The 18,875-nt window shown below is 65.4% G+C and carries 23 protein-coding genes; 11 read left to right on the forward strand and 12 right to left on the reverse strand.

Annotated elements, in window-relative coordinates; genetic code table 11:
* Positions 1–57: 57 nt before the first annotated feature.
* Positions 58–1,107 (reverse strand): HD domain-containing phosphohydrolase, encoded by a 1,050-nt coding sequence (locus tag AC1DV8_RS05945; RefSeq protein WP_477156818.1) that lies wholly within the window; start codon positions 1,105–1,107, stop codon positions 58–60.
* 180 nt (positions 1,108–1,287) lie between these two features.
* Positions 1,288–2,061, reverse strand: coding sequence for an SDR family NAD(P)-dependent oxidoreductase (locus tag AC1DV8_RS05950; protein ID WP_477156819.1), 774 nt, complete (start codon positions 2,059–2,061; stop codon positions 1,288–1,290).
* A 187-nt stretch (positions 2,062–2,248) separates the two neighbouring features.
* Between AC1DV8_RS05950 and AC1DV8_RS05955 the strand changes: the two genes are divergently transcribed.
* The 4 genes from AC1DV8_RS05955 to AC1DV8_RS05970 all read left to right on the forward strand — a co-directional run bounded on the left by AC1DV8_RS05955 (position 2,249) and on the right by AC1DV8_RS05970 (position 8,033).
* The gene (locus tag AC1DV8_RS05955; protein WP_477156820.1) at positions 2,249–3,487 is read left to right on the forward strand and encodes an AGE family epimerase/isomerase; all 1,239 of its coding nucleotides are present in this window, start codon (positions 2,249–2,251) and stop codon (positions 3,485–3,487) included.
* A 71-nt stretch (positions 3,488–3,558) separates the two neighbouring features.
* Positions 3,559–4,626 (forward strand): ion transporter, encoded by a 1,068-nt coding sequence (locus AC1DV8_RS05960; protein ID WP_477156821.1) that lies wholly within the window; start codon positions 3,559–3,561, stop codon positions 4,624–4,626.
* 121 nt (positions 4,627–4,747) lie between these two features.
* On the forward strand, positions 4,748–5,839 hold the full coding sequence (locus AC1DV8_RS05965; protein WP_477156822.1) for a glycosyltransferase family 4 protein: 1,092 nt from the start codon (positions 4,748–4,750) through the stop codon (positions 5,837–5,839).
* 10 nt (positions 5,840–5,849) lie between these two features.
* On the forward strand, positions 5,850–8,033 hold the full coding sequence (locus tag AC1DV8_RS05970; protein WP_477156823.1) for an amylo-alpha-1,6-glucosidase: 2,184 nt from the start codon (positions 5,850–5,852) through the stop codon (positions 8,031–8,033).
* A gap of 46 nt (positions 8,034–8,079) precedes the next feature.
* On the opposite strand, the gene AC1DV8_RS05975 is transcribed toward AC1DV8_RS05970, so the two are convergent.
* Genes AC1DV8_RS05975 through AC1DV8_RS05985 form a run of 3 tightly spaced genes read right to left on the reverse strand, consistent with a single transcriptional unit; the run spans position 8,080 to position 10,041 of the window.
* Entirely contained in the window at positions 8,080–9,039 is a 960-nt protein-coding gene (locus AC1DV8_RS05975; RefSeq protein ID WP_477150928.1) for a DUF3618 domain-containing protein, read from the reverse strand.
* Complete coding sequence (locus AC1DV8_RS05980; RefSeq protein WP_477156824.1) at positions 9,039–9,455, reverse strand: phage holin family protein; 417 nt, start codon at positions 9,453–9,455, stop codon at positions 9,039–9,041. The genes AC1DV8_RS05975 and AC1DV8_RS05980 overlap by 1 nt, the downstream gene beginning before the upstream one ends.
* Positions 9,442–10,041, reverse strand: a complete 600-nt coding sequence (locus AC1DV8_RS05985) for a hypothetical protein (protein WP_477156825.1) — start codon at positions 10,039–10,041, stop codon at positions 9,442–9,444. Before AC1DV8_RS05985 ends, AC1DV8_RS05980 begins: the two co-directional genes overlap by 14 nt.
* 212 nt (positions 10,042–10,253) lie before the next feature.
* Here AC1DV8_RS05985 and AC1DV8_RS05990 point away from each other — a divergent pair, with 212 nt between their 5' ends.
* On the forward strand, positions 10,254–10,568 hold the full coding sequence (locus AC1DV8_RS05990; protein ID WP_477150925.1) for a hypothetical protein: 315 nt from the start codon (positions 10,254–10,256) through the stop codon (positions 10,566–10,568).
* A gap of 66 nt (positions 10,569–10,634) precedes the next feature.
* The gene (locus tag AC1DV8_RS05995; RefSeq protein ID WP_477150924.1) at positions 10,635–11,174 is read left to right on the forward strand and encodes an ATP-dependent Clp protease proteolytic subunit; all 540 of its coding nucleotides are present in this window, start codon (positions 10,635–10,637) and stop codon (positions 11,172–11,174) included.
* Between the two features lie 64 nt (positions 11,175–11,238).
* On the opposite strand, the gene AC1DV8_RS06000 is transcribed toward AC1DV8_RS05995, so the two are convergent.
* The 7 genes from AC1DV8_RS06000 to AC1DV8_RS06030 form a co-directional block, all read right to left on the reverse strand.
* Positions 11,239–11,436, reverse strand: coding sequence for a hypothetical protein (locus tag AC1DV8_RS06000; protein WP_477150923.1), 198 nt, complete (start codon positions 11,434–11,436; stop codon positions 11,239–11,241).
* 128 nt (positions 11,437–11,564) lie between these two features.
* Positions 11,565–11,804 (reverse strand): PilZ domain-containing protein, encoded by a 240-nt coding sequence (locus AC1DV8_RS06005; RefSeq protein ID WP_477150922.1) that lies wholly within the window; start codon positions 11,802–11,804, stop codon positions 11,565–11,567.
* A gap of 317 nt (positions 11,805–12,121) precedes the next feature.
* A complete protein-coding gene (locus AC1DV8_RS06010; RefSeq protein WP_477150921.1) occupies positions 12,122–12,304 on the reverse strand; it encodes a hypothetical protein in 183 nt (60 codons plus the stop codon).
* 180 nt (positions 12,305–12,484) lie between these two features.
* Entirely contained in the window at positions 12,485–12,808 is a 324-nt protein-coding gene (locus AC1DV8_RS06015; RefSeq protein ID WP_477150920.1) for an SH3 domain-containing protein, read from the reverse strand.
* Between the two features lie 673 nt (positions 12,809–13,481).
* Entirely contained in the window at positions 13,482–13,973 is a 492-nt protein-coding gene (locus AC1DV8_RS06020) for an SH3 domain-containing protein (RefSeq protein WP_477150919.1), read from the reverse strand.
* 163 nt (positions 13,974–14,136) lie between these two features.
* Entirely contained in the window at positions 14,137–14,622 is a 486-nt protein-coding gene (locus tag AC1DV8_RS06025) for a YidB family protein (RefSeq protein ID WP_477150918.1), read from the reverse strand.
* 9 nt (positions 14,623–14,631) lie between these two features.
* A complete protein-coding gene (locus tag AC1DV8_RS06030; protein WP_477150917.1) occupies positions 14,632–14,886 on the reverse strand; it encodes a GlsB/YeaQ/YmgE family stress response membrane protein in 255 nt (84 codons plus the stop codon).
* 129 nt (positions 14,887–15,015) lie between these two features.
* On the opposite strand from AC1DV8_RS06030, the gene AC1DV8_RS06035 reads away from it, so the two are divergent.
* The 5 genes from AC1DV8_RS06035 to AC1DV8_RS06055 all read left to right on the forward strand — a co-directional run bounded on the left by AC1DV8_RS06035 (position 15,016) and on the right by AC1DV8_RS06055 (position 18,790).
* A complete protein-coding gene (locus tag AC1DV8_RS06035) occupies positions 15,016–16,557 on the forward strand; it encodes a PAS domain S-box protein (protein WP_477150916.1) in 1,542 nt (513 codons plus the stop codon).
* A gap of 178 nt (positions 16,558–16,735) precedes the next feature.
* Positions 16,736–16,984 carry a DUF6894 family protein gene (locus AC1DV8_RS06040; protein WP_477150915.1) on the forward strand — a complete coding sequence of 83 codons (249 nt, stop codon included), beginning with the start codon at positions 16,736–16,738 and terminating at the stop codon, positions 16,982–16,984.
* A 1-nt stretch (position 16,985) separates the two neighbouring features.
* On the forward strand, positions 16,986–17,726 hold the full coding sequence (locus tag AC1DV8_RS06045; protein WP_477156826.1) for a Crp/Fnr family transcriptional regulator: 741 nt from the start codon (positions 16,986–16,988) through the stop codon (positions 17,724–17,726).
* 52 nt (positions 17,727–17,778) lie between these two features.
* Positions 17,779–18,096, forward strand: a complete 318-nt coding sequence (locus AC1DV8_RS06050) for a hypothetical protein (RefSeq protein WP_477156827.1) — start codon at positions 17,779–17,781, stop codon at positions 18,094–18,096.
* A 127-nt stretch (positions 18,097–18,223) separates the two neighbouring features.
* A complete protein-coding gene (locus AC1DV8_RS06055; protein WP_477150912.1) occupies positions 18,224–18,790 on the forward strand; it encodes a DUF2934 domain-containing protein in 567 nt (188 codons plus the stop codon).
* Positions 18,791–18,875 lie beyond the last annotated feature (85 nt).

An 18,875-nucleotide genomic window follows, 5' to 3' on the forward strand; every position in this document is an offset into this window, starting at 1 on the left:
TCCAGTGGGTGTCGCGGCGGCGTGATGACGAGGACTTTGCGGAACAGGAAACCGGTTTCACCCGGCGAGGCGGACGTTCTCTGGGACGGCCGACATCAGTGCGACGATTTCGGGCCAGCGGAGTTCGAAGGCGGCCACACAGGCCGGGTCGAAATGGGTGCCGGAGAGCGAGACGATCTCGCGGCGGGCCTCCTCGATGGGCCAGGCGCGCTTGTAGGGACGCTCGGAACAGAGGGCGTCGAAAACGTCGGCGATGGCGACGACGCGGGCTTCGACCGGGATATCGGTGCCGGAAAGGCGATCCGGGTAGCCGGCACCGTCCCAGCGCTCGTGGTGGCTCTGGGCGATCAGTTCGGCGGTGCGGATGACTTCGGAGGAGCCATGCTCAAGGATGCGCGCGCCGATCGAGACATGGGTGCGCATGATCTTGAGCTCGTCCGGCGTGAGCTTGCCGGGCTTCGAAAGGATGGCGTCGGCGATGCCGATCTTGCCGATGTCGTGCAGCGGCGCCGCGAGATAGATGACCCGGCAGCGCTCGGGGCTGAGCCCGATGGCGGCGGCGATCAGCGAAGAGACCTGGGCGACGCGCGAGACATGCTCGCCGGTGTCGCCGTCGCGGTATTCGATAGCGCGCGCGAGGCGCCAGATGATCTCTTCCTCGCGCTCGACCAGGTGGCGGGTGGCGCTCTCGACCTCGCGGGCGAGCCAGGCGGCGCGGTCGGCGAGCTCGATCTGCGACTGGCGCAGCGCGAGGAGATTGCGCACGCGGGCCTGCAACTCGGTGGAATCGAACGGCTTGTTGACGAAATCGGTGGCGCCGGCGGCGATGGCACGGACGCGCAAAGCCGGGGCATTGTCGGAGGTGACCATGACGATGGGCACCAGCCGGTACGCTTCCTGGGCGCGGAGGCGCCGGGTCAGCTCGACGCCGTCCATTTCGGGCATGACGTGATCGACGAGCACAAGATCGAACTGAGTGGTGGCGGCGAGCGCCAAGGCCTTGGAGGGCAGCAGGCAGGAGGCGATCTCGATGCCATCGAGCGCACCGATCACATGGCCGAGGAAGGCCAGGCTCGATCGCGAGTCATCGACAATTAGCACACGCACCGGCTGAGCCCCTACAAGCCGCTGTTGACCGCTGCAGCTAAGCAGGGGCGAGTTAACAATATCAAAAACTGCGTTGTTGCCTGAGGACGACGTTACGGGTGGTTACTGATTTGTATTTGTATAATTTAAGGTCAGCCGCAATCAGGTCTGTGGAACGGCAGTTGACCAGGTGGTCAAAAGCTAGCGGGCAGTCCAGCCGCCATCGATCAACAGGGTCTGGCCAGTAATCAGGCTGGCGGCGGGGGACGCGAGGAAGGCGACGGCGCCGGAGACCTCTTTGGGCTGGCCGACGCGGTGCAGCGCGGCGATGCGCTCGACCACGTCGTCGCGGAAGCCGGGGCGGCCGAGGGCTTCGGCGGTGCCGTCGGTTTCGATGAAGGTGGGGGCGACGGCGTTGACGGTGATCCGATGCTTGCCCCACTCAACGGCCATGCACTTGGTCATGTGGGCGACCGCGGCCTTCGACAGGCAGTAGATGCCCTCGCCGGGGAGCGCGATGAAGCCGGCCTGCGAGCTCATGTTGACGATGGCGCCGCCCCTGCCGCGGGCGATCATGTGGCGGGCGACGCGTTGGGCGATGAAGAAGCTCGCCTTGACGTTGAGATTGATGGTGAGGTCGAACTCGTCCTCGGTGAAATCCTCGATCGGCCCCTCGGTGCCGCCGCCGACATTGTTGACGAGGATATCGAGGTGGCCGAGCGCGGTGATGGCGGCATCGACTGCGGTGTAGGCCTGGGGCAGGTCCATCACATCCATCTGCAGCGGCACGGCGCGGCGGCCCAGCGCTTCGATCTCGGCTTGCACCCCGGCGCCGGAGGCGATGTCGCGCAGGCCCAGCGCGATGTCGGCGCCGGCATTGGCGAGGGCCAATGCGATGGCGCGGCCGAGGCCGCGGGCGGCGCCGGTGACGAGCGCGGTCTTGCCGGTGAGGTCGTAGCTGGGCAGGTCGGTCATGTGGTTCCCCCTCGTTCGTGCGATGACACAGATAGTGGCATGCACCGCGCCGGTGCGGCAGGTAAAACCGCCTCGACGCATCCGGCGACGCTCGCTAGAAAGCTCGCACCGCTGCAACGTTGCAGCGCAACGAGGATCGCATTCGCCCGGGCCAGTTCCCCGGGGGCGACCAAGAGGGAGCTGAAGCATGCCGGCCACGACCACCCAACCCTGGCGCAACCGTCCGTATCACCGGCGGTGGCTGCTGGAGCAGGCGGATGCGCTGTTCGGGTTCTTCCAGAACCGCGCCTTCAACCCCAAGGGCGGCTTCTTCGATCTCGATCCGACCGGCAAGCCGCTGAACACCGACAATCCGGTGCGCGGCATCCACTCGACGGCGCGCATGGTGCACTGCTTCGCCATCGGCAGCCTGCTGGGCCGGCCGGGCTCGGACCTGATCGTCGACCACGGCATGAAGTTCCTGTGGGAACGGCACCGCGACAGCAAGGCGGGCGGCTATTTCTGGACCGTAGACGACAACGGGCCGCGCGATGGGCGGAAGCAGGGCTACGGCCACGCCTTCGTGCTGCTCGCCTCATCGAGCGCCAAGCTGGTGGGACATCCGCTGGCCGACAGGATGCTGGCGGATGTGACCGAGATCCTCGAGACCAAGTTCTGGGAAGAGCAGCACGGCGCTATTGCCGAGGAGTTCAACGCCGACTGGTCGGTGATCGCGCCGTATCACGGGCAGAACTCCAACATGCACCTCACCGAGGCGCTGATGGCGGCGTTCGAGGCGACCGGTGAACGCAGTTATCTCGACAAGGCCGAGCGCATCGCCGACCTGATCATCCGGCGCAAGGCGGGCGAGAACGGGTTCCGCGTGGCCGAACATTTCGACGGCAACTGGGTGGTGGACAAGAGCTATCTCGGCGACCAGATGTTCCGGCCGCCCGGCACCACGCCGGGGCACTGGCTCGAGTGGTCGCGCCTCGTGCTGCAGCTCTGGGCGCTGGGCGGCAAGCAGCACGCCTGGATGCCGGACGCGGCCGAAGCGCTGTTCGCGCAGTCGATCGCGCTGGGCTGGGACAAGGCGAAGGGTGGGTTCTTTTACAACCTCGACTGGAACGACAAGCCCGACATGCGCGATAAGCTGTGGTGGCCGGCCTCCGAAGCGATCGGCGCCGCGGCGTTCCTCTGCGAACACCGGCCGAGCGCTTTCCACGAGGAGTGGTACCGCCACATCTGGGACGTCATCGCCAGCTCGTTCATCGACGAGACCAATGGCGGCTGGCACGAGCAGCTAACGGAGGACCTGAAGCCGAGCTACACGCTGTTCGGCGGCAAGGGCGACATCTACCACGCGCTGCAGGCGTGTTTGATCCCGCTCTATCCGGCGACGGGGAGTTTGACGAAGGGCTTGCTGGCGGAGATTTCAGCACGGTAGGCGTTGTTGCGGAGCCGGGTGGACAAGCGGCCTGCCGACGATAATGTCCCCTGTGGCAAGGGGGAACGGCTATGAGCGGGGAGGAGGCTGGACCGGCGAGCGAAGCAGCGGGCGGCGGCTTGCGGTCTCGGGCCTATCGCGCACTGACCGGTGGCCTATCGGGCGAAGGTCGGCTGTCGCGGACGAACATCGTCCTGATCGTCTTGATCATCGCTTCGATCCTGTTTGCCATCGCCGACAGCGAAGAGACGATCGCCGGACCCTACACGCAGGTGTTCCGGGTTATCGAAGCCGGCTTCGGCATTATCTTTCTCGGCGAGTATCTGCTGCGGGTGTGGGCCAGCGCCGAGGATCCGCGCTATGGCGGCGGCATCAGGGGCATGCTGCGGTTTGCGCTCACGCCGGCGGCGATCATCGACCTGCTGGCGCTGTCGCCCCTGTTCTTCGCAGCCATCGGCAGCGAAGCCTATGTCCTGCGACTGCTGCGGCTGTTGCGGATACTTCGGTTGACCAAGATCGGCCGCTATTCCAGCGCCGCCGCCGACATCTGGCAGGCGGTGCGGCTGCGGCGGTACGAGCTCGGCATCAGCCTCGCCGCCGGGCTGTTCCTGATGCTGGTGTCGTCGGCCTGCCTCTATGCACTGGAGGGAGCCGACCAGCCCGAGAAATTCGGCAGCATTCTGCGCGCCATGTGGTGGTCGATTTCGACGCTGACTGTCGGCTACGGCGACGTCTATCCCATCACGGTGGCCGGCAAGGTGTTCGCCAGCATCACCGCGCTGATCGGTATCGGACTGGTCGCGGTGCCTACGGGCATCATCGCAGCAGCCTTCGGCGAGGTGCTGAGCTTACGGGCGAAAGACGATGATGGGGGTCCGCCCGCCACCGTCGATCGCGCTGCGTTCGACCAGGCGATCGAAGCGCAGGTGGCCCGCGCAGCGGAGCAGGGGCGGCCGCATGTCGAGATCAATGCCGGAGAGCTGCATCGCCAGCTCGGTGGGTATCCGGGGACGTCGCATCGAATGCCGGTCGCCTGCGCCGCACTGCGGGCGGCCATGAGGGATGGCGACATGGTGAGCTTCGAGCCGCCGAAGGGAAACGGCGCCGCCCTCACAGTGCGCTATGAACTGAGGCGCTGAGCTCACGCCGGTGCCCTCCCGCGGGGCGAGGCCGCTGCCGGTTTAGGGGCGGCCGGCGAAACCATGTGCAGTTCGGTGCGTTCTCTCAGCGAACCCCGCATCACCGATCTGAGGTCAGGCCATGAAAATCGCCCAGGTTGCCCCGCTATTCGAGAGCGTTCCGCCGAAGCTCTACGGGGGCACCGAGCGCGTCGCGTCCTATCTCACCGAGGAACTGGTGCAGCGCGGGCACGAGGTGACGCTGTTCGCGAGCGGCGACTCGGTGACCTCGGCGGAGCTGGTGGCGTGTTCGCGGGCCGCCTTGCGGCTCGATCCCAGTATCGAGACCCCCCTGCCCTATCACATCGCCATGCTCGACCGGGTGATGCAGCGGGCGAACGAGTTCGACATCGTGCACTTTCATACCGAGCTGATGCACTACCCGATGATCCGGGCGTTCCAGGGGCGCACCCTGACCACCCAGCATGGGCGGATGGATCACCGGGATCTCGAGCCGTTCTACAAGCACTTTTCCGATGCGCCGCTGGCCGCCATCTCGCGCGACCAGCGCGAGGCGCTGCCCCAGGGCAACTGGGCGGGCACGGTCTATAATGGCCTGCCGCGCGACATGCTGCAGTTCGGGGACGGCGAAGAGGGGTACCTGGCCTTCCTTGGGCGCATCTCGCCGGAAAAAGGGCCCGATACCGCGATCGAGATCGCGACCCGGGCCGGCCTGCCGTTGAAGATCGCAGCCAAGATCGACACCGTCGACAAACCCTATTGGGACCAAGTGATCGAGCCGCTGGTTCGGAGCCATCCCAATGTCGAATATGTCGGCGAAGTCACCGAGCGGCAAAAGTCCGAGTTCCTGAGGAAGGCGCTGGGCGTGCTGTTCCCGATCACCTGGCGCGAGCCGTTTGGCCTCGTGATGATTGAAGCCATGGCCTGCGGCACACCGGTGATCGCGTTCCGCAAGGGCGCCGTTCCCGAGGTGATCGACGAGGGTGTGTCGGGTTTCGTCGTGCACACCGCCGCCGAGGCGCTCGCCGCCATACCGCGACTGGCGGAGCTGGACCGCAAGGCCGTCCGCGCGGCGTTCGACCGGCGGTTCACCGCCGGGCACATGGCGGATGGCTACCTGGAGATCTACGAGGAACTGCTGGCCGCCGAGGAGCATGGCGCGCCGGCACCGCGTCGTAGCGACCCGGACCTCAGGATCGTCACCTCGCACTAGGAGGCACGGCATGGAGCAGGCAGCTCCCGAGAGCGCGCCGGAAGGCGGCGCGGGCATCATCCCCGCTTCGGTATCGCTGCCGGAACGCCGCACCCGCACGCTCAAGCACGACGACAGCTTTGCCGTGTTCGACCACAATGGCGACGCGCTGGCGGGGCCGGGGCGGCCGGAGGGCATCTTCCATCACGATACGCGATACCTGTCGCAGCTCTACCTGACCATCGGCGGACAGCGCCCGTTGCTGCTGAGCTCGAGCATGCGGGCCGACAACGCCATGCTCACCTGCGACCTGACCAATCCCGACTTCTTCGACGCGCCGGGCAAGGTAGGGTTACAGCACGATCTCATCCATATCCGGCGTTCGCGCTTCCTGTGGCAGGGGAGTTGCTTTGAGCGGCTGGCGGTTCGCAACTTCGACCAGACGCCGCATCGGGTATCGCTGTCGGTGTGGTTTGCCGCCGACTTCGCCGACTTGTTCGAGGTGCGCGGCAGCCACCGCCCGCAGCGCGGCACGCTGAACCCGCCGACCGTCACGGACGCAGCGGTTCATCTCTCCTACACCGGGCTCGATGCCGAACGGCGCGAGACGGTGCTGCGGTTCGATCCGCAGCCGACGCGGCTCATGGCCAACCAGGCGGTGTTCGAGATCGACCTGGAGGCCGCCGAAACGTTTGCCGTGTTCATCGAGGTGCACTGCGGCTCCGAGGACGATCGGCCAACCGGCCGCATGGGGTTCCTGCGGGCGCTGCGCGACTCGCGCCGGGCGCTGCGGCTGGGCACCTCGCGCGCCGTCGAGATCGAGAGTTCGAACGACCTGTTCGACGAGACGACAAGCCGTGCCGTCGCCGATCTCTACATGCTCGTTACCTCGACGAGCGACGGGCCCTATCCCTATGCCGGCATTCCCTGGTTCAGCACGGTGTTCGGCCGCGATGCGCTAATCACCGCGATGGAGATGCTGTGGATCGATCCGGCGATCGCGCTCGGCGTGCTGCGGCACCTGGCGGCGCTGCAGGCCCGCGAAACGGACCCGCTCAGCGAGGCGCAGCCGGGCAAGATCCTGCATGAAGCGCGTGGTGGCGAGATGGCCATACTCGGCGAGGTGCCGTTCCGCCGGTATTACGGCAGCGTCGACTCGACGCCGCTGTTCGTGGTGCTGGCCGGCGCCTATCTCGAGCGTACCGGCGATCTCGAAGCCATTCGGTCGCTCTGGCCCCACATCGAGGCGGCGCTCGGCTGGATCGATCAGTACGGCGATCTCGATGGCGATGGTTTCGTCGAGTATGGCGGCGGGCGGCCGGGCGGGCTGGCCAACCAGGGCTGGAAGGATAGCCACGACTCGGTGTTCCACGCGGATGGCAAGCTGGCCGGTGGGCCGATCGCGCTTGTAGAGGTGCAGGCCTATGTCTATGGCGCGCAACTCGCGGCGAGCCAGATGGCGCGGCAGCTGGGCCGGGACGAGTTGTCAGTCGACCTGCGGCATCGGGCGGAGGGGCTGCGCGAGCGGTTCGATGCGGCCTTCTTCGATGCCGAACTCGGCACCTACGTGCTGGCGCTCGATGGCGAGAAGCGCCCGTGCCGGGTGAAGAGCTCCAATGCCGGGCACGCGCTCTATACCGGCATCGCCTATCTCGAACGGGCGGCTCCGGTGGTTGCGACGCTGATGGCGCCTACGTCCTACAGCGGGTGGGGCGTTCGGACGCTGGCCTCGACCGAGGCGCGCTACAATCCGATGAGCTACCATAACGGCTCGGTGTGGCCGCACGACAATGCGATGATCGCTGCCGGCTTCGCGCGGTATGGCTTCCGGCGCCATGCCGCTCGCATCTTCGAGGGGCTGTTCGCCGCGTCGTCGCAGACCGACCTGCGCCGGCTGCCGGAGCTGTTCTGCGGCTTTCCGCGGAAGAGCGGGCAGAGCCCTACTTCGTACCCCGTCGCCTGCTCGCCGCAAGCCTGGGCCGCCGCAACGCCGTTCTCGCTGCTGCGGTCCTGCCTTGGGCTGGTGTTCGACCCGGCCAATGCCGAGATCACCTTCGATCACGCGGTGCTGCCGGGCTTTCTCGACGAACTGGTGCTGCGCAAGCTCAGGGTCGGCGCGGGGCAGCTCGACGTGGCCATCCGCCGCGCCGGGGCAGAGACCGCGATCAATGTGATGGAGCGGCGCGGGCCTGCGCGCATCCTGATCCGGGGGTAGCAGAGGGGGAAGGCTTTGCCACCGGTGGCGGCAAAGCCTGTTGGCGTCAGTGCAGCTCGGTGCTGCGGGGCGCCGGCTCCTCGAGCAGGTCGTCGTAGACCTGGGCGGCGCTCTCCTTACCCTTCTCGTAGAGCTCGGCGGCGCGCGCCTTGCCTTCCTCGTAGATGCCGGAGGCAGCTTCGGCTGCGGCCCGGCGGGCGTCATCGGCGGCCTTGCCGACGAGGCGATCCTCTTCGGCGGTATGCGGCAACGCTGCGCCGACCGCCGCACCGGCGGCGAAGGCGAGTGCGCCGGCGATCAGCGGCTGGTTCTGGAACGTGTCGACCACCATCCGACTGGCCCGATCCATCTGATGCTGAGCCGCGCCACCGAGCACCTGGGCCTGGTGGCCAACCTCGCCCATGGCGGCGCCGACGCCGTGCCGCATGTCGTGCCAGCGGTGCGATGCCCAGCCGGCGGCCTCGTCGAAGCGATTGCCGGCCTCATCCTGGAAGTCTCGCACGCGATGGCCAGCGTCGTCGATGAAGCCGCCGAACTTGCGTCCGGCACCATCGACGAAGGCGCCTAGGCGATGGCCGAGTTCATTGGACTCCGCCTTGTAGCGCCTGCCGCTCATGTCCTCGAACTCGCTGTACCACTTGCCGGCCTGATCTTCCTGGTGGCTGATCCGCCGCATGCCACCCGATACGGTGGCGTAGGGGTACTCGGGCTCATCCTGTGGCCGGACCTTCGGCGTGTCGCGGTTGCCTAGGCTGGGTCCCTGCCCCGACATCAGCCAGATCAGGCTGATGCCCAGCAGCGCTGCCGGCAGCGGGTTGTTGGTGATCGTGGCGCCGAGATTGGAGGCCAGCTGCTGGCCGCCGCCCTTGGTGTAGGCCAATGCCTCGTCCACCAGCTGCCCAGGGGTCAGGCGCTGCCGGATCTCGCCGATGCGGTCTTCGACCCGGCGGCGCTGCTCTTCGACCTCGCGTTCCAGCTGGGCCGAGTCTTTGTCAAAGCTGCTCATCAGAAACTCTCCTTTACGACCTCAGCGTCGCGCGCCAGCGAGTGGGTCGTGCGCTTGAGGTTGAGCCGCGAAGCCTTCCAGGCGTCGAGGCTGCGGGAAATGAAGGACCACGCGATGCCGCCCACGACGAGCGCCACCACCAGCGAGGCAACGAAGCCGGCGGCGTCATCGGACATGCCGAAGGCGACCAGAGCCCATGAGAGCCCCGTGACCAGCGCGGCGAGAAACACACCCACCGCACCGATGGCCAGGACTGCTCCGACGGCAAAGCCCTTGGACGCGTCCAGGGCGACATCCAGCTTCTCGCCGGCCTCGCTTTTCGCGAGCTCGATCTCCTTGCGGAACAGACCCGAAACGTCGTTGGCCAGCGACCCGAAGAGATCCGTCAGGGACCGGTGTTGCTCATATTCCGTCATCTGGACCTCCCATCACCTGCCCGTCACCGGCGTTCGGCGTAGCGGCCGGCCCGTAGGAGGGCCGCGGAACGGGGGACAGGCGATTGTCCGATGCGTCGCGCCGCGAGGCGCTGGCGCGGACAAAGCGGCTCGCCGCAAAGCCTAGCAAGGCGGCTGCGCCGATGAAGGCTGCCGGTTGCTTCCGGCCAAAATCCTGCACCATGGCGAGGATGTCGTCGACATCGTGGTCGCGCACCGTGGAGGTGAGCCGCTGGGCGCCATCGGCGATCATGCGGACGTAGTGCGCGCTGCTGTCGTCCTGGCTCTCCAGTTCGCCGGCGACCTTGTCGAAGGCCCGGGAAACGCCATCGAGCTGGCCGGCCAGCAGCTGCTTTTGCTCGCTCGCCATGCCCTTGGTCTTTGCGGCGACTTCATCGAACTGGGCCTTTGCCTCCTCGCCGAGCAAGGCGGCCTGCTCCTTCACCTCCTCGCCGAGGTCGGCAAGGTCCTTCTGCGCGGTCTGCGCCAGATCCGCGGTATCGTCGCGCACGCGTTCGGGCATCGAGCCCGGTAGTCCTGAACTCGAGGGATAGTCTGGGGTGCTCATCGCACTGCTCCTGTTTGGGATCAGATGCGGCTCGCTGACGGACGCTTCGCCTAAGCCGATGCAAGACCAATGAGCAGGAAGCGCCGAAGTTCCGGAGGTTTGCGCGAAAACGCGCAGAGAGTGGTCGGGAGCCCAGGTTGCGCGGCAAAGCTGCGGAACCGGCGTTTCCTCCCGGGAGTTAACCTGCAACTGCCCGATCCCAGGAGAGTGCGATGACCATCTATCGTCTGGTGCCCGCGGCCGCCCCCGACGATCCGGGCTGGGACCGCGCCCTGAACCAGGGCGAGGTCGTGGTTCTCGCCCATTCCTCGGGCGAGGCCCGCGCGATTGCTGCGCTCGAGGAGGCCAGCCAACTGGTCGGCCGCGTACCGCTGTCGATCACGCAGGTCATCGCCAGCGCCTTCCGCGACGAGAAGCTCTATTCCGTGCACGAGACGTCCGGCACGGGTTTCGAGGACACCGGGCCGGCTCGGGTGCTGCGCGGTGAATTCAGCTTTCCCGACAACTTCGTCGTCCACGTCGATTGAGCAGAACATCACGAAACAGGCTGGCCTGAGGCGCGGAACTCGAACGGTCACTTCGCTGGAGGGGAAATGTCGGATTCCGTCGCCTATTTTGGCTTCACCGGGTTGATCGAGCCGAGCGGGGTCGGGCGCATCGCGGCCGCCTTGAACTCGGCCGCCAATGCCGAGGTGGGGACCGTTCACCTCGCCTTCTCGTCCAACGGCGGCTATGTCGCGGATGGCATCTACCTGTTCAACCACATCCGGGCGCTGCCGCTGCACCTGGTGGTCTACAATACCGGGAGCGTCAGTTCGATCGCGGTGTCGGTGTTCCTCGCGGCAGGCGAGCGATACTGCTCGAGCCACGCGATGTTCATGATCCACCCGACGACGATGGGGGGTGCCGAGATGACCGCGCGCCGGCTGCAATCAACGCTGGATGCGGCACTGGCGGACGATGATCGCACGGACAATATCCTGCGTCAGCGCTCCACCATCCCCGAGGAGGTGCTCGCCGCGCGACGCCACAGCGAGATCCACATCTCGCCCGCGCAGGCTCTCGAGTTCGGGCTGGTCCAGGCGGTGCGCGAGTTTACGCTGCCAGGCGGGCAGCAGATCGTTCAGATCTAAGGGGGTCGCACTCATTGTCTGCACTCGTGCGGCCGGTGGTTTCCCACCGGCCGAGCCGGTCGTTTCAGTGCTTGTCGGGGTTGGGGCGGTTGCTGGAATCGCGCTTCATGTCGTCATCCATCTGCCGCTGGCCCTGGCGGTTCTGGTCGCCCTGCTGGCGGCCCTGATCGGCACCGCCGGACTGCTGACCACCCTTGCCGCCCTGCCGTCCGGCCTGGCCGGACTGCTTGTTGCGGTTCGCATCCTTGTTCTGATTGGGCATGGTACTCCTCCAATTGATGCCGGACGCTGCGGCAGACATAGAACTTCGGCTGACAGCGATTGTTCCGCGAAAATGCGAAATTCCGAACCCGACGCGTCGGGTCTGCTGGAGGCACGGCTGAAGGGCGGTCAACCGTGATGAAAGCGAACGGTGATCGCGCCCCGGGAGCGGCGAACCACGGAGCACCGGACATTGCCGCCGTTGGGCACGACTAGGTCGAAGCTCGAGGGTGGCTGCGAGTTGGGCGAGATGTGCAGAAGAGCCCCAGTCCGCGAGGCATTGTGGATGGCGCAGGTCGCCACCCCATCGCCCATCTGGATCAAGCCCTGCAGTATCCGCTGTCGCGGCGAGTTCCAGATGTCCGGCATGCAATCTCCGTGAGAAGCGTCAAGGCGATCTAACTTGGGCCGCTGGCGAGTGGTTCCGGCAGGGCTGGTATGCTGGATGCGCGTGGCCGGCCGATGGACCATCCTGGGTCCAATCGGGGCCTGGTCGGTTCAGCACTTAGCCACCGAGCTCAGGGCCCAAGCCGACACTATAGGCAACCACCAGCATCGAGATCGAGAAGGCATAGAGGGTGATCAGCGCGAGGGATCTCAGCATGGTTCGGGCTCCGGGTTGGTGGGGAATGGCCGGCGGCAGTGGACTGCCAGCCGACCATCTGCATCGGGTTATTCAGATGGCGTCACTGGCCATCAGGTTTGACGTCGACGGTCACGGCCGGAACATCGATATCTACCGTCTTCGAGCCGAAGCTGCCGTTGAAGTAGAGAAACAGTCCGATAGCGATGACGATGACGAGCAGGATGCCAGCGACGACACCCACCGCTCCGCCACCCGAAGTAACAATGGTTTCACGATCGGCCATTTGATTTCTCCATACATGTGGACCTGTCCAGACAACGTCCAGGGGTCGTGCTCGTTCCGAAAACTGCTGTGATTTCAGTGTGATAGTCGACTTGTACGCGCGCATGCCGAACGACGCCGAGAGGTATCGACGTCGGCGGCCGGCTACCCCGGGCCCCGAGGGGTTCGACTTGCGAGCCCACTAGTGGACTTGCGCCATCTGACCCAGGGGACTGAGAAACTTGCCGTAGACCCAGCCCGCGCGGCCATCCTCGGCAGTGATCATCACCCAGCCGCGTTCGGTCCTGCCGACCGTCACCCTGGTGCCGCCGCCGAGCAGAAAGACTTGCCGGCTGGTCTTGACCGGCGCTTCACGGACGCGGAGCGACTCCACGGCGACGGAATGGGAAAAGGTCGATGCCGGCGACGAAGCCATTGAACCTGGCGGGTTGGGGGCTTTGATCGTCACCGGCACCGATTTCGCGATGTTCAAGTCGTCGGCCTTCGCCGTCGGCAGATAGGCCACGTAGCTGGGCTTCAGGTTGGAGGTCTTGACCGGAGCTATCGAGGCAACCCTGGCAACCGTATCCGCGGTAAAGCTGAGGCCGGATACAGTAAGCGCTCCCGCAAGGAGCGCCGCGCCACAGAACAGAGCGATAGAAACAATTGGTCGACGCATTCTTTGTGTCAGATCCTTGTGTCCAGATCCTTGGGAGAGCGGCGACCGCCGTGTGGGGCACCGAGAGGGAACTCGCGGCCGCCGCTCCTGGAGAAACAAGCTCGCTGAGGGCGCCTGGTTCCTGACCCCAGACTTCAGGCCCACTTGGCATGGCGACCTAAGTCGCTATGACATCTCAAAGAAAATGCGGAACCGGTCACAAGTATTCGAGTTAGTTTACTGTCCGATACATGCCGCCGCTTGTGTCGAACACCCCGCACAGCGGGGTCCACACTGATGGTCAAACCCCCATTGCTCAACCAACGGGGGTTTGATCGTCTTTGGGGACAAGAATAACGAGGCTACGGAGAGGCGATCTACAGGCGTCAGAGGGCGTTCGTCTGGGAAGGGTGCCTGCCGGCCCTGCTCGCGGCATCCGCGGGATACAAATAACGGCGGGCGCCCTGGTTGAGGGCGCCCGCAGCCTGATGCCCTAAGTTGCGGCGGAGCTGGGCATCATGCGGACCTCTCAACAGGCCCGTTACTGAAGCTGCGCTTGCAGCTGTCCGGGGTCAGCAAGGTGCTGACCGGAAGCAGCAGGGCGCAGGAACTTTCCGTAGACCCAGCCGGTTCGGCCGTCTTCGGCGGTGATCAGCATCCAGCCGCGTTCGGTGCCGGAGACGGTCACCGTGGCGCCGCTTTGCAGACCAAACACCTGCGGGCTGTCCTTGGCTGGGCCCGACCGAACGCGGAGCGAGTCGACGGCGACGATGAATGCGGGCGCGCTGCCCGGAGGCGGTTCGGTGGTCATGGATACCGGCACGGCCGGGACGGACTTGGCGACGTTAAGATCGTCCGCCGAGGTGACGACGGTCGAAGCCACGTAGCTGGGTCGGATGTTGGCCCTGACGGGCGTGAGGCTCGCCATCTGCGCTACCGTGCCGGCCGTGAACGTCAGGGAACTCACGGTTAGCGCGGCGGACATGAGGAAGGCGGCACACAGCACAAAGAATGCGGCGATCGTTCGGGCCATTTTCAGCTCCGTTGTCGCTCAGGCCACCGCATTGTGGAGAACTAAAATCCCGATCGGAACAAAAGGTTCCGGAACCCTGTGAGGTCGGAGGAATAAGAGGACTGTGATGGGAACGCCGCGCCGCCAGTAGGAGCGGACCGCCTTGCGGTCCGCCCGTTTCGTGTCAGATCTGGAAGTAGCCGCGGGCCTGGTCTTCGGTGGGCATCTGACCGTCCGGGGTCATCTTGTCGACAGTTTCCGGTATCGCCGTCGCCAGCCGCTGAAGCAGCTCGTCACGGGAGAGGCCGGTGCGCTTCGTGAGTTCGGACAGGTTCTCGTCGCCGATGGCCTGTGCCACCTCGTCGGGGCCAAGGCCGCGGGTGGGGACATTGGGGTTCACCCAGGAGTCGGCCGTTTCGGACTGGCCGGAGGACTTGAAGCGGTCAAGAAGATCACCGAGGCCACCTGTCAGCACGTTGCCCGATCCATTGCCGCCGCCGAGCAGGTCGCCAAGACCGCCGAGCATGCCGCCCAGGCTGCCTTGCGCATTCGGATCGGTGCCGGGCTTCTGCAGCCCCTTGAGTGCTTCGCCTATCTTGTCGCGATTCTGGTAGCCAGCGACGGCCAGCAGGCCGAGCAGCGCCAGCATTGAAGGCATGCGGTTTGCCATGAGGTCCTCCTATGCCCGGCGGCGCGCGACCGCGCCCCAGACGAAAAGTACGATGACGGCGCCGACAACAGCGCCGATGAGGCCAGCGCCTTCGCCTGCCGAGTACCAGCCCAGCGCCTGGCCAAGAAAGGTCGCGACGAAGGCTCCAACGATCCCGAGGATCGTCGTCAAGACGAAGCCTGACGGGCCTCCAGATCCGGGCACGACGAACTTGGCGATAACGCCTGCGACGAACCCGATGAGGATTGTCCAAAGGATACCCATGCTTCACTCCCTGTGGTTGATCGCAAACCAACCAGCAGGGGGTCAAAGGGTTCCGTTGCTCCGCCGCTCTCGCCTGCCGGAACCTCCTGCCCCCAGCGGCGTTGGATGAGGCTGTCAGATAGGACCGAAGTGACGAAATCCGAGAACTATGCCGATTCACTTTCGATCGATGGGCGCTACCGCCTACTGGTAGAGGCCATTACCGACTACGCCATCTACATGCTCGATCCGACCGGCCGGGTCGCCAACTGGAATGCCGGCGCCCAACGATTCAAAGGGTACACCGCGGACGAAATCATCGGCACAAACTTCGAGGTGTTTTACGTCGATGAGGACAGGCAGAACGGCCTGCCGGCGCAGAACCTCAGACGCGCGCGTGAAGAAGGCCGTATCGAGCAGGAGGGATGGCGGCTCCGAAAGGACGGAACGCGCTTCTGGGCCCACGTCGTTATTGACCGGATCATGGATCCGAGCGGCCAGATTGTCGGCTTCGCCAAGATAACGCGCGACCTCACTGAGCGGCGCAACACGCAAGCGGAGCTGGAAGCGGCCCGTGAAGCGCTCTTCCAGGCGCAAAAGATGGAGGCGATCGGGCAGCTGACGGGCGGGATCGCCCACGATTTCAATAACCTGCTGATGGCGGTGCAAGGCAGCCTCGAAACCGTGATGAGACGGCTGCCGGCCGACAACCCTCATCTGCCATTTATCGAGAACGCCTTGAAGGGCGCGAGGCGCGGAACGGCGCTCACGCAGCGGATGCTGGCATTTGCGCGGCGCCAGGAGCTGACGATGGTTGCGATCGACATCGGCGCGCTGGTGCTGGGCATGCGCGACATGCTGGAGCGCTCGCTGGGCCCGTCCATACTCGTCGGCCTGCGGCTGCCGGCCAACGCCCCCAAGGCACGCTCGGATCCTGCCCAGCTGGAAAACGCCATCCTCAACCTGGCGCTCAACGCGCGGGACGCGATGCCCAATGGGGGATCCATTACCCTCTCCACCGCAGTGCGAAAAGCATCTCCGGGGTCGGAACCGCGTCCCGGCCACTATCTGGTGCTGGCCGTCGAGGATGATGGCGAAGGCATGGATGAGGTCACCCTTTCACGTGCTACCGAACCGTTCTTCACGACGAAGGAAGTGGGACAGGGGACCGGCCTGGGCCTGGCGATGGTCCACGGCCTCGCCATGCAGTCGGGCGGTCGCCTGCACCTGGAGAGCAAAAAGGGACAGGGAACCCGGGCGGAGATCTGGCTGCCCCTGGCCGAGGGTCAAAGCGAGGTGATGGTGGAAGCAGAAGCAAAGGCGCCACATGGCGGGCGCGCGCTCAGCATATTGGCGGTGGATGATGACCCGCTAGTGCTGATCAACACCGTGGCCATGCTCGAAGATCTTGGTCACCAGGTCACCAGCGCCGGATCCGCACGAGAGGCTCTGGAACTCATCGAGGGTAACCGGTTCGACCTGGTCGTCTCCGACCAGGGCATGCCGCACATGACCGGGCTGCAGATGATGGACGCCATGCGTCTAAAGGGGCACTTGATGCCGACGATCGTCACGACGGGCTATGCCAGTTTGCCGAAGACGGATGTGGCGGTGACCACGGTGTCCAAGCCGTTCGGACTCGATGAGCTGGAAACGGCCATCGCGGAGACGATGGTTGAGCCGGTGCACTAACCGTCCGGCCTCGAGATCGGGCAGAAGGATCGGCGGCTCAACGGGATAGAGCCTGACCGGGTCAATGCCGGCGCGATGGAACACATGTTCGGGAGACTCGTTGCAAGCCAGGGTGTGCGTTCGACGCGCACGCAATGATCTGCCCTCCGGTAGATCTCCAGCAGCGGCAGGGCGGGACATGAAGTTCTATTTCGACATCCGAGACGGCGCCGAGTTGACGCGCGATGACATCGGCGTGGAGTTGCCGGATGCAAACGCCGCCCGGCTGCAGGCCACCATCGCACTGACCGAGATGGCGCGTGACTATCTGCCTCGGGACGGCGACGAGCGGCGGCTCTCGATCCATGTGCGCGACGCCGATAGCCCACAGTTCGACGTCACGCTCGACTATGAACTCGAGGACCTTCGCGAGAAGGACGGCAGCTAGCATGGCCAAGCCGGCACTCGAGGAGTTCGATCCGTTCTTTGCCATGGTTTCTGTGCGGGACGACCTGTCGGATGAAGAGCGGGCGATCGTCCTGGCATCGGCAGGCGACGCCCAATCGTTCGCCGCTGGCGAGGATATCGTTAGCCAGGGGGATCGGCCTTTCAACAGCACCCTGGTGGTGAAGGGGATGACCGGCCGGTATTCCACCGTCGAGGATGGCGGGCGGCAGATCACGGGGCTCCACGTTGCCGGAGATTTTGTCGACCTCCACTCTTTCCCGTTGCAGCTGATGGACCACTCGGTCACGGCGATCACCGCATGCCGCATCGTGAGCTTTCCGCATACGGCCCTCCTCAAGATCACCGAGCGGTTTCCTCACCTGACCCGAGTGCTGTGGCTGCTGACGCTGCTCGATGGCTCGATCCATCGACAGTGGATGGTCACGAAGGGCCGTCTGACCGCGGACGAGCAGATGGCGCATCTGTTTTGCGAGCAGTTCGTCCGGGCGCAGACGGCAGGGCTCGCCACGGGCAACCGGTACCCATTTCCGCTGACCCAGACGCAGTTCGGCGACGCCCTCGGTCTCTCGATCGTTCACACCAATCGGACGCTCCAGCGCCTCAGGCGTACGGGAACGATCGAGTGGCAGGACGGCGTGGTGAAGATCAACGACTGGCCGTTGCTGCAGGAACTGGGGCAGTTCGATCCAACCTACCTCCACCTGGAAAAGCACCGTCGCTAGCTCATTAACTTAGTGAAATGCGCGACGACCGCCCGCCGTCTAGCTTGGGCGGATGACCGACAGCAGCCGTGAACGAAGCCCAAATCCCGACGTGGTCGCCCACCGACGGGCAAGCGCGCTGGTGGCGCCATTTCTTCCCAAACTGCAGCAATGGAACCTGTACGCGGCCAGTTCGGCGGCCAGGGAAGCCTCCCGCCTTACCACCGAGAGAGAGCGAGATACGCTGCGCGGTCGGCGGCTAGAGGTGATCGCCGAGGTGCAGACCGAGTTCGTTCGGTTTAGCGAGGCCATCGCCGCGGAGCCTGCCCATGCCCGCATCGCGGACGTGGACGCGGCGTTTCGGCGGCTGTTGAGGACGCTCGATTTCTAGTCTCGATGCCTCGGCCGGTCCCACCTCGACTGGGATTCGCTGTGGCCGAGCGGCAGTTTCGCCGATGGCGGCAACTTTTCGGGGCGCCGCAGATTGTCTTGGGAGCCCCATGAAGGAGCCACGAGAAATGACCTTTCCCATCGACCCCGCCCAGCGCCAGCCAAAGGGTGATCACAACCGGCGCCTCTCGCTCGGACTCGATCCGGAGCAGTTCGCCTTGGCAGCCGGGATTACCGTTGACGAGCTGCGCGACTACGAGAACACCTGGCCGGACCACGAATTCAGTCCGATGATCGCGCAGCGCGTCGGCGAGGCCCTCGAGCGTCTCGAGTTGGAACTGCCGAACTCCGAAGCTGCTGGCATCCAGCAGCTGCAGGACCGAGCGGCCCACGACCATGAGCCTATTTCCCTGATCGTTGACCCGTCGATCGAGCAGTCGATCCGCGATACCGCGTATTATCTCTGGGAGTATGATGGCCGTCCCGAGGGACGCGACGAGGAATACTGGCATCGCGCCCGGGAAGCCTGGATGGGGCAACAGGCCCTGGACCAGGGCTTCGACTCCTCGATTGCGGAACCCGACCCCGAGATCGTCGACCGGGCGGTCGAGACAAGCCGGCAGATCGGGCTGCAGCGCCCGTTCAACAAGGACCCGGAAGAGAACACCAGCGGCGGGTTCAACCAGAAGCGCTAGCCCGCGCAAGGGAGCTGGAGCAGCCGGCATCGGACCGTGCCGCTCCTGCTCGGCGACGTTTGGAACGTTCCTTCCGTAGCGAGCT

It is taken from the genome of Devosia sp. P3_B2, assembly GCF_056402875.1.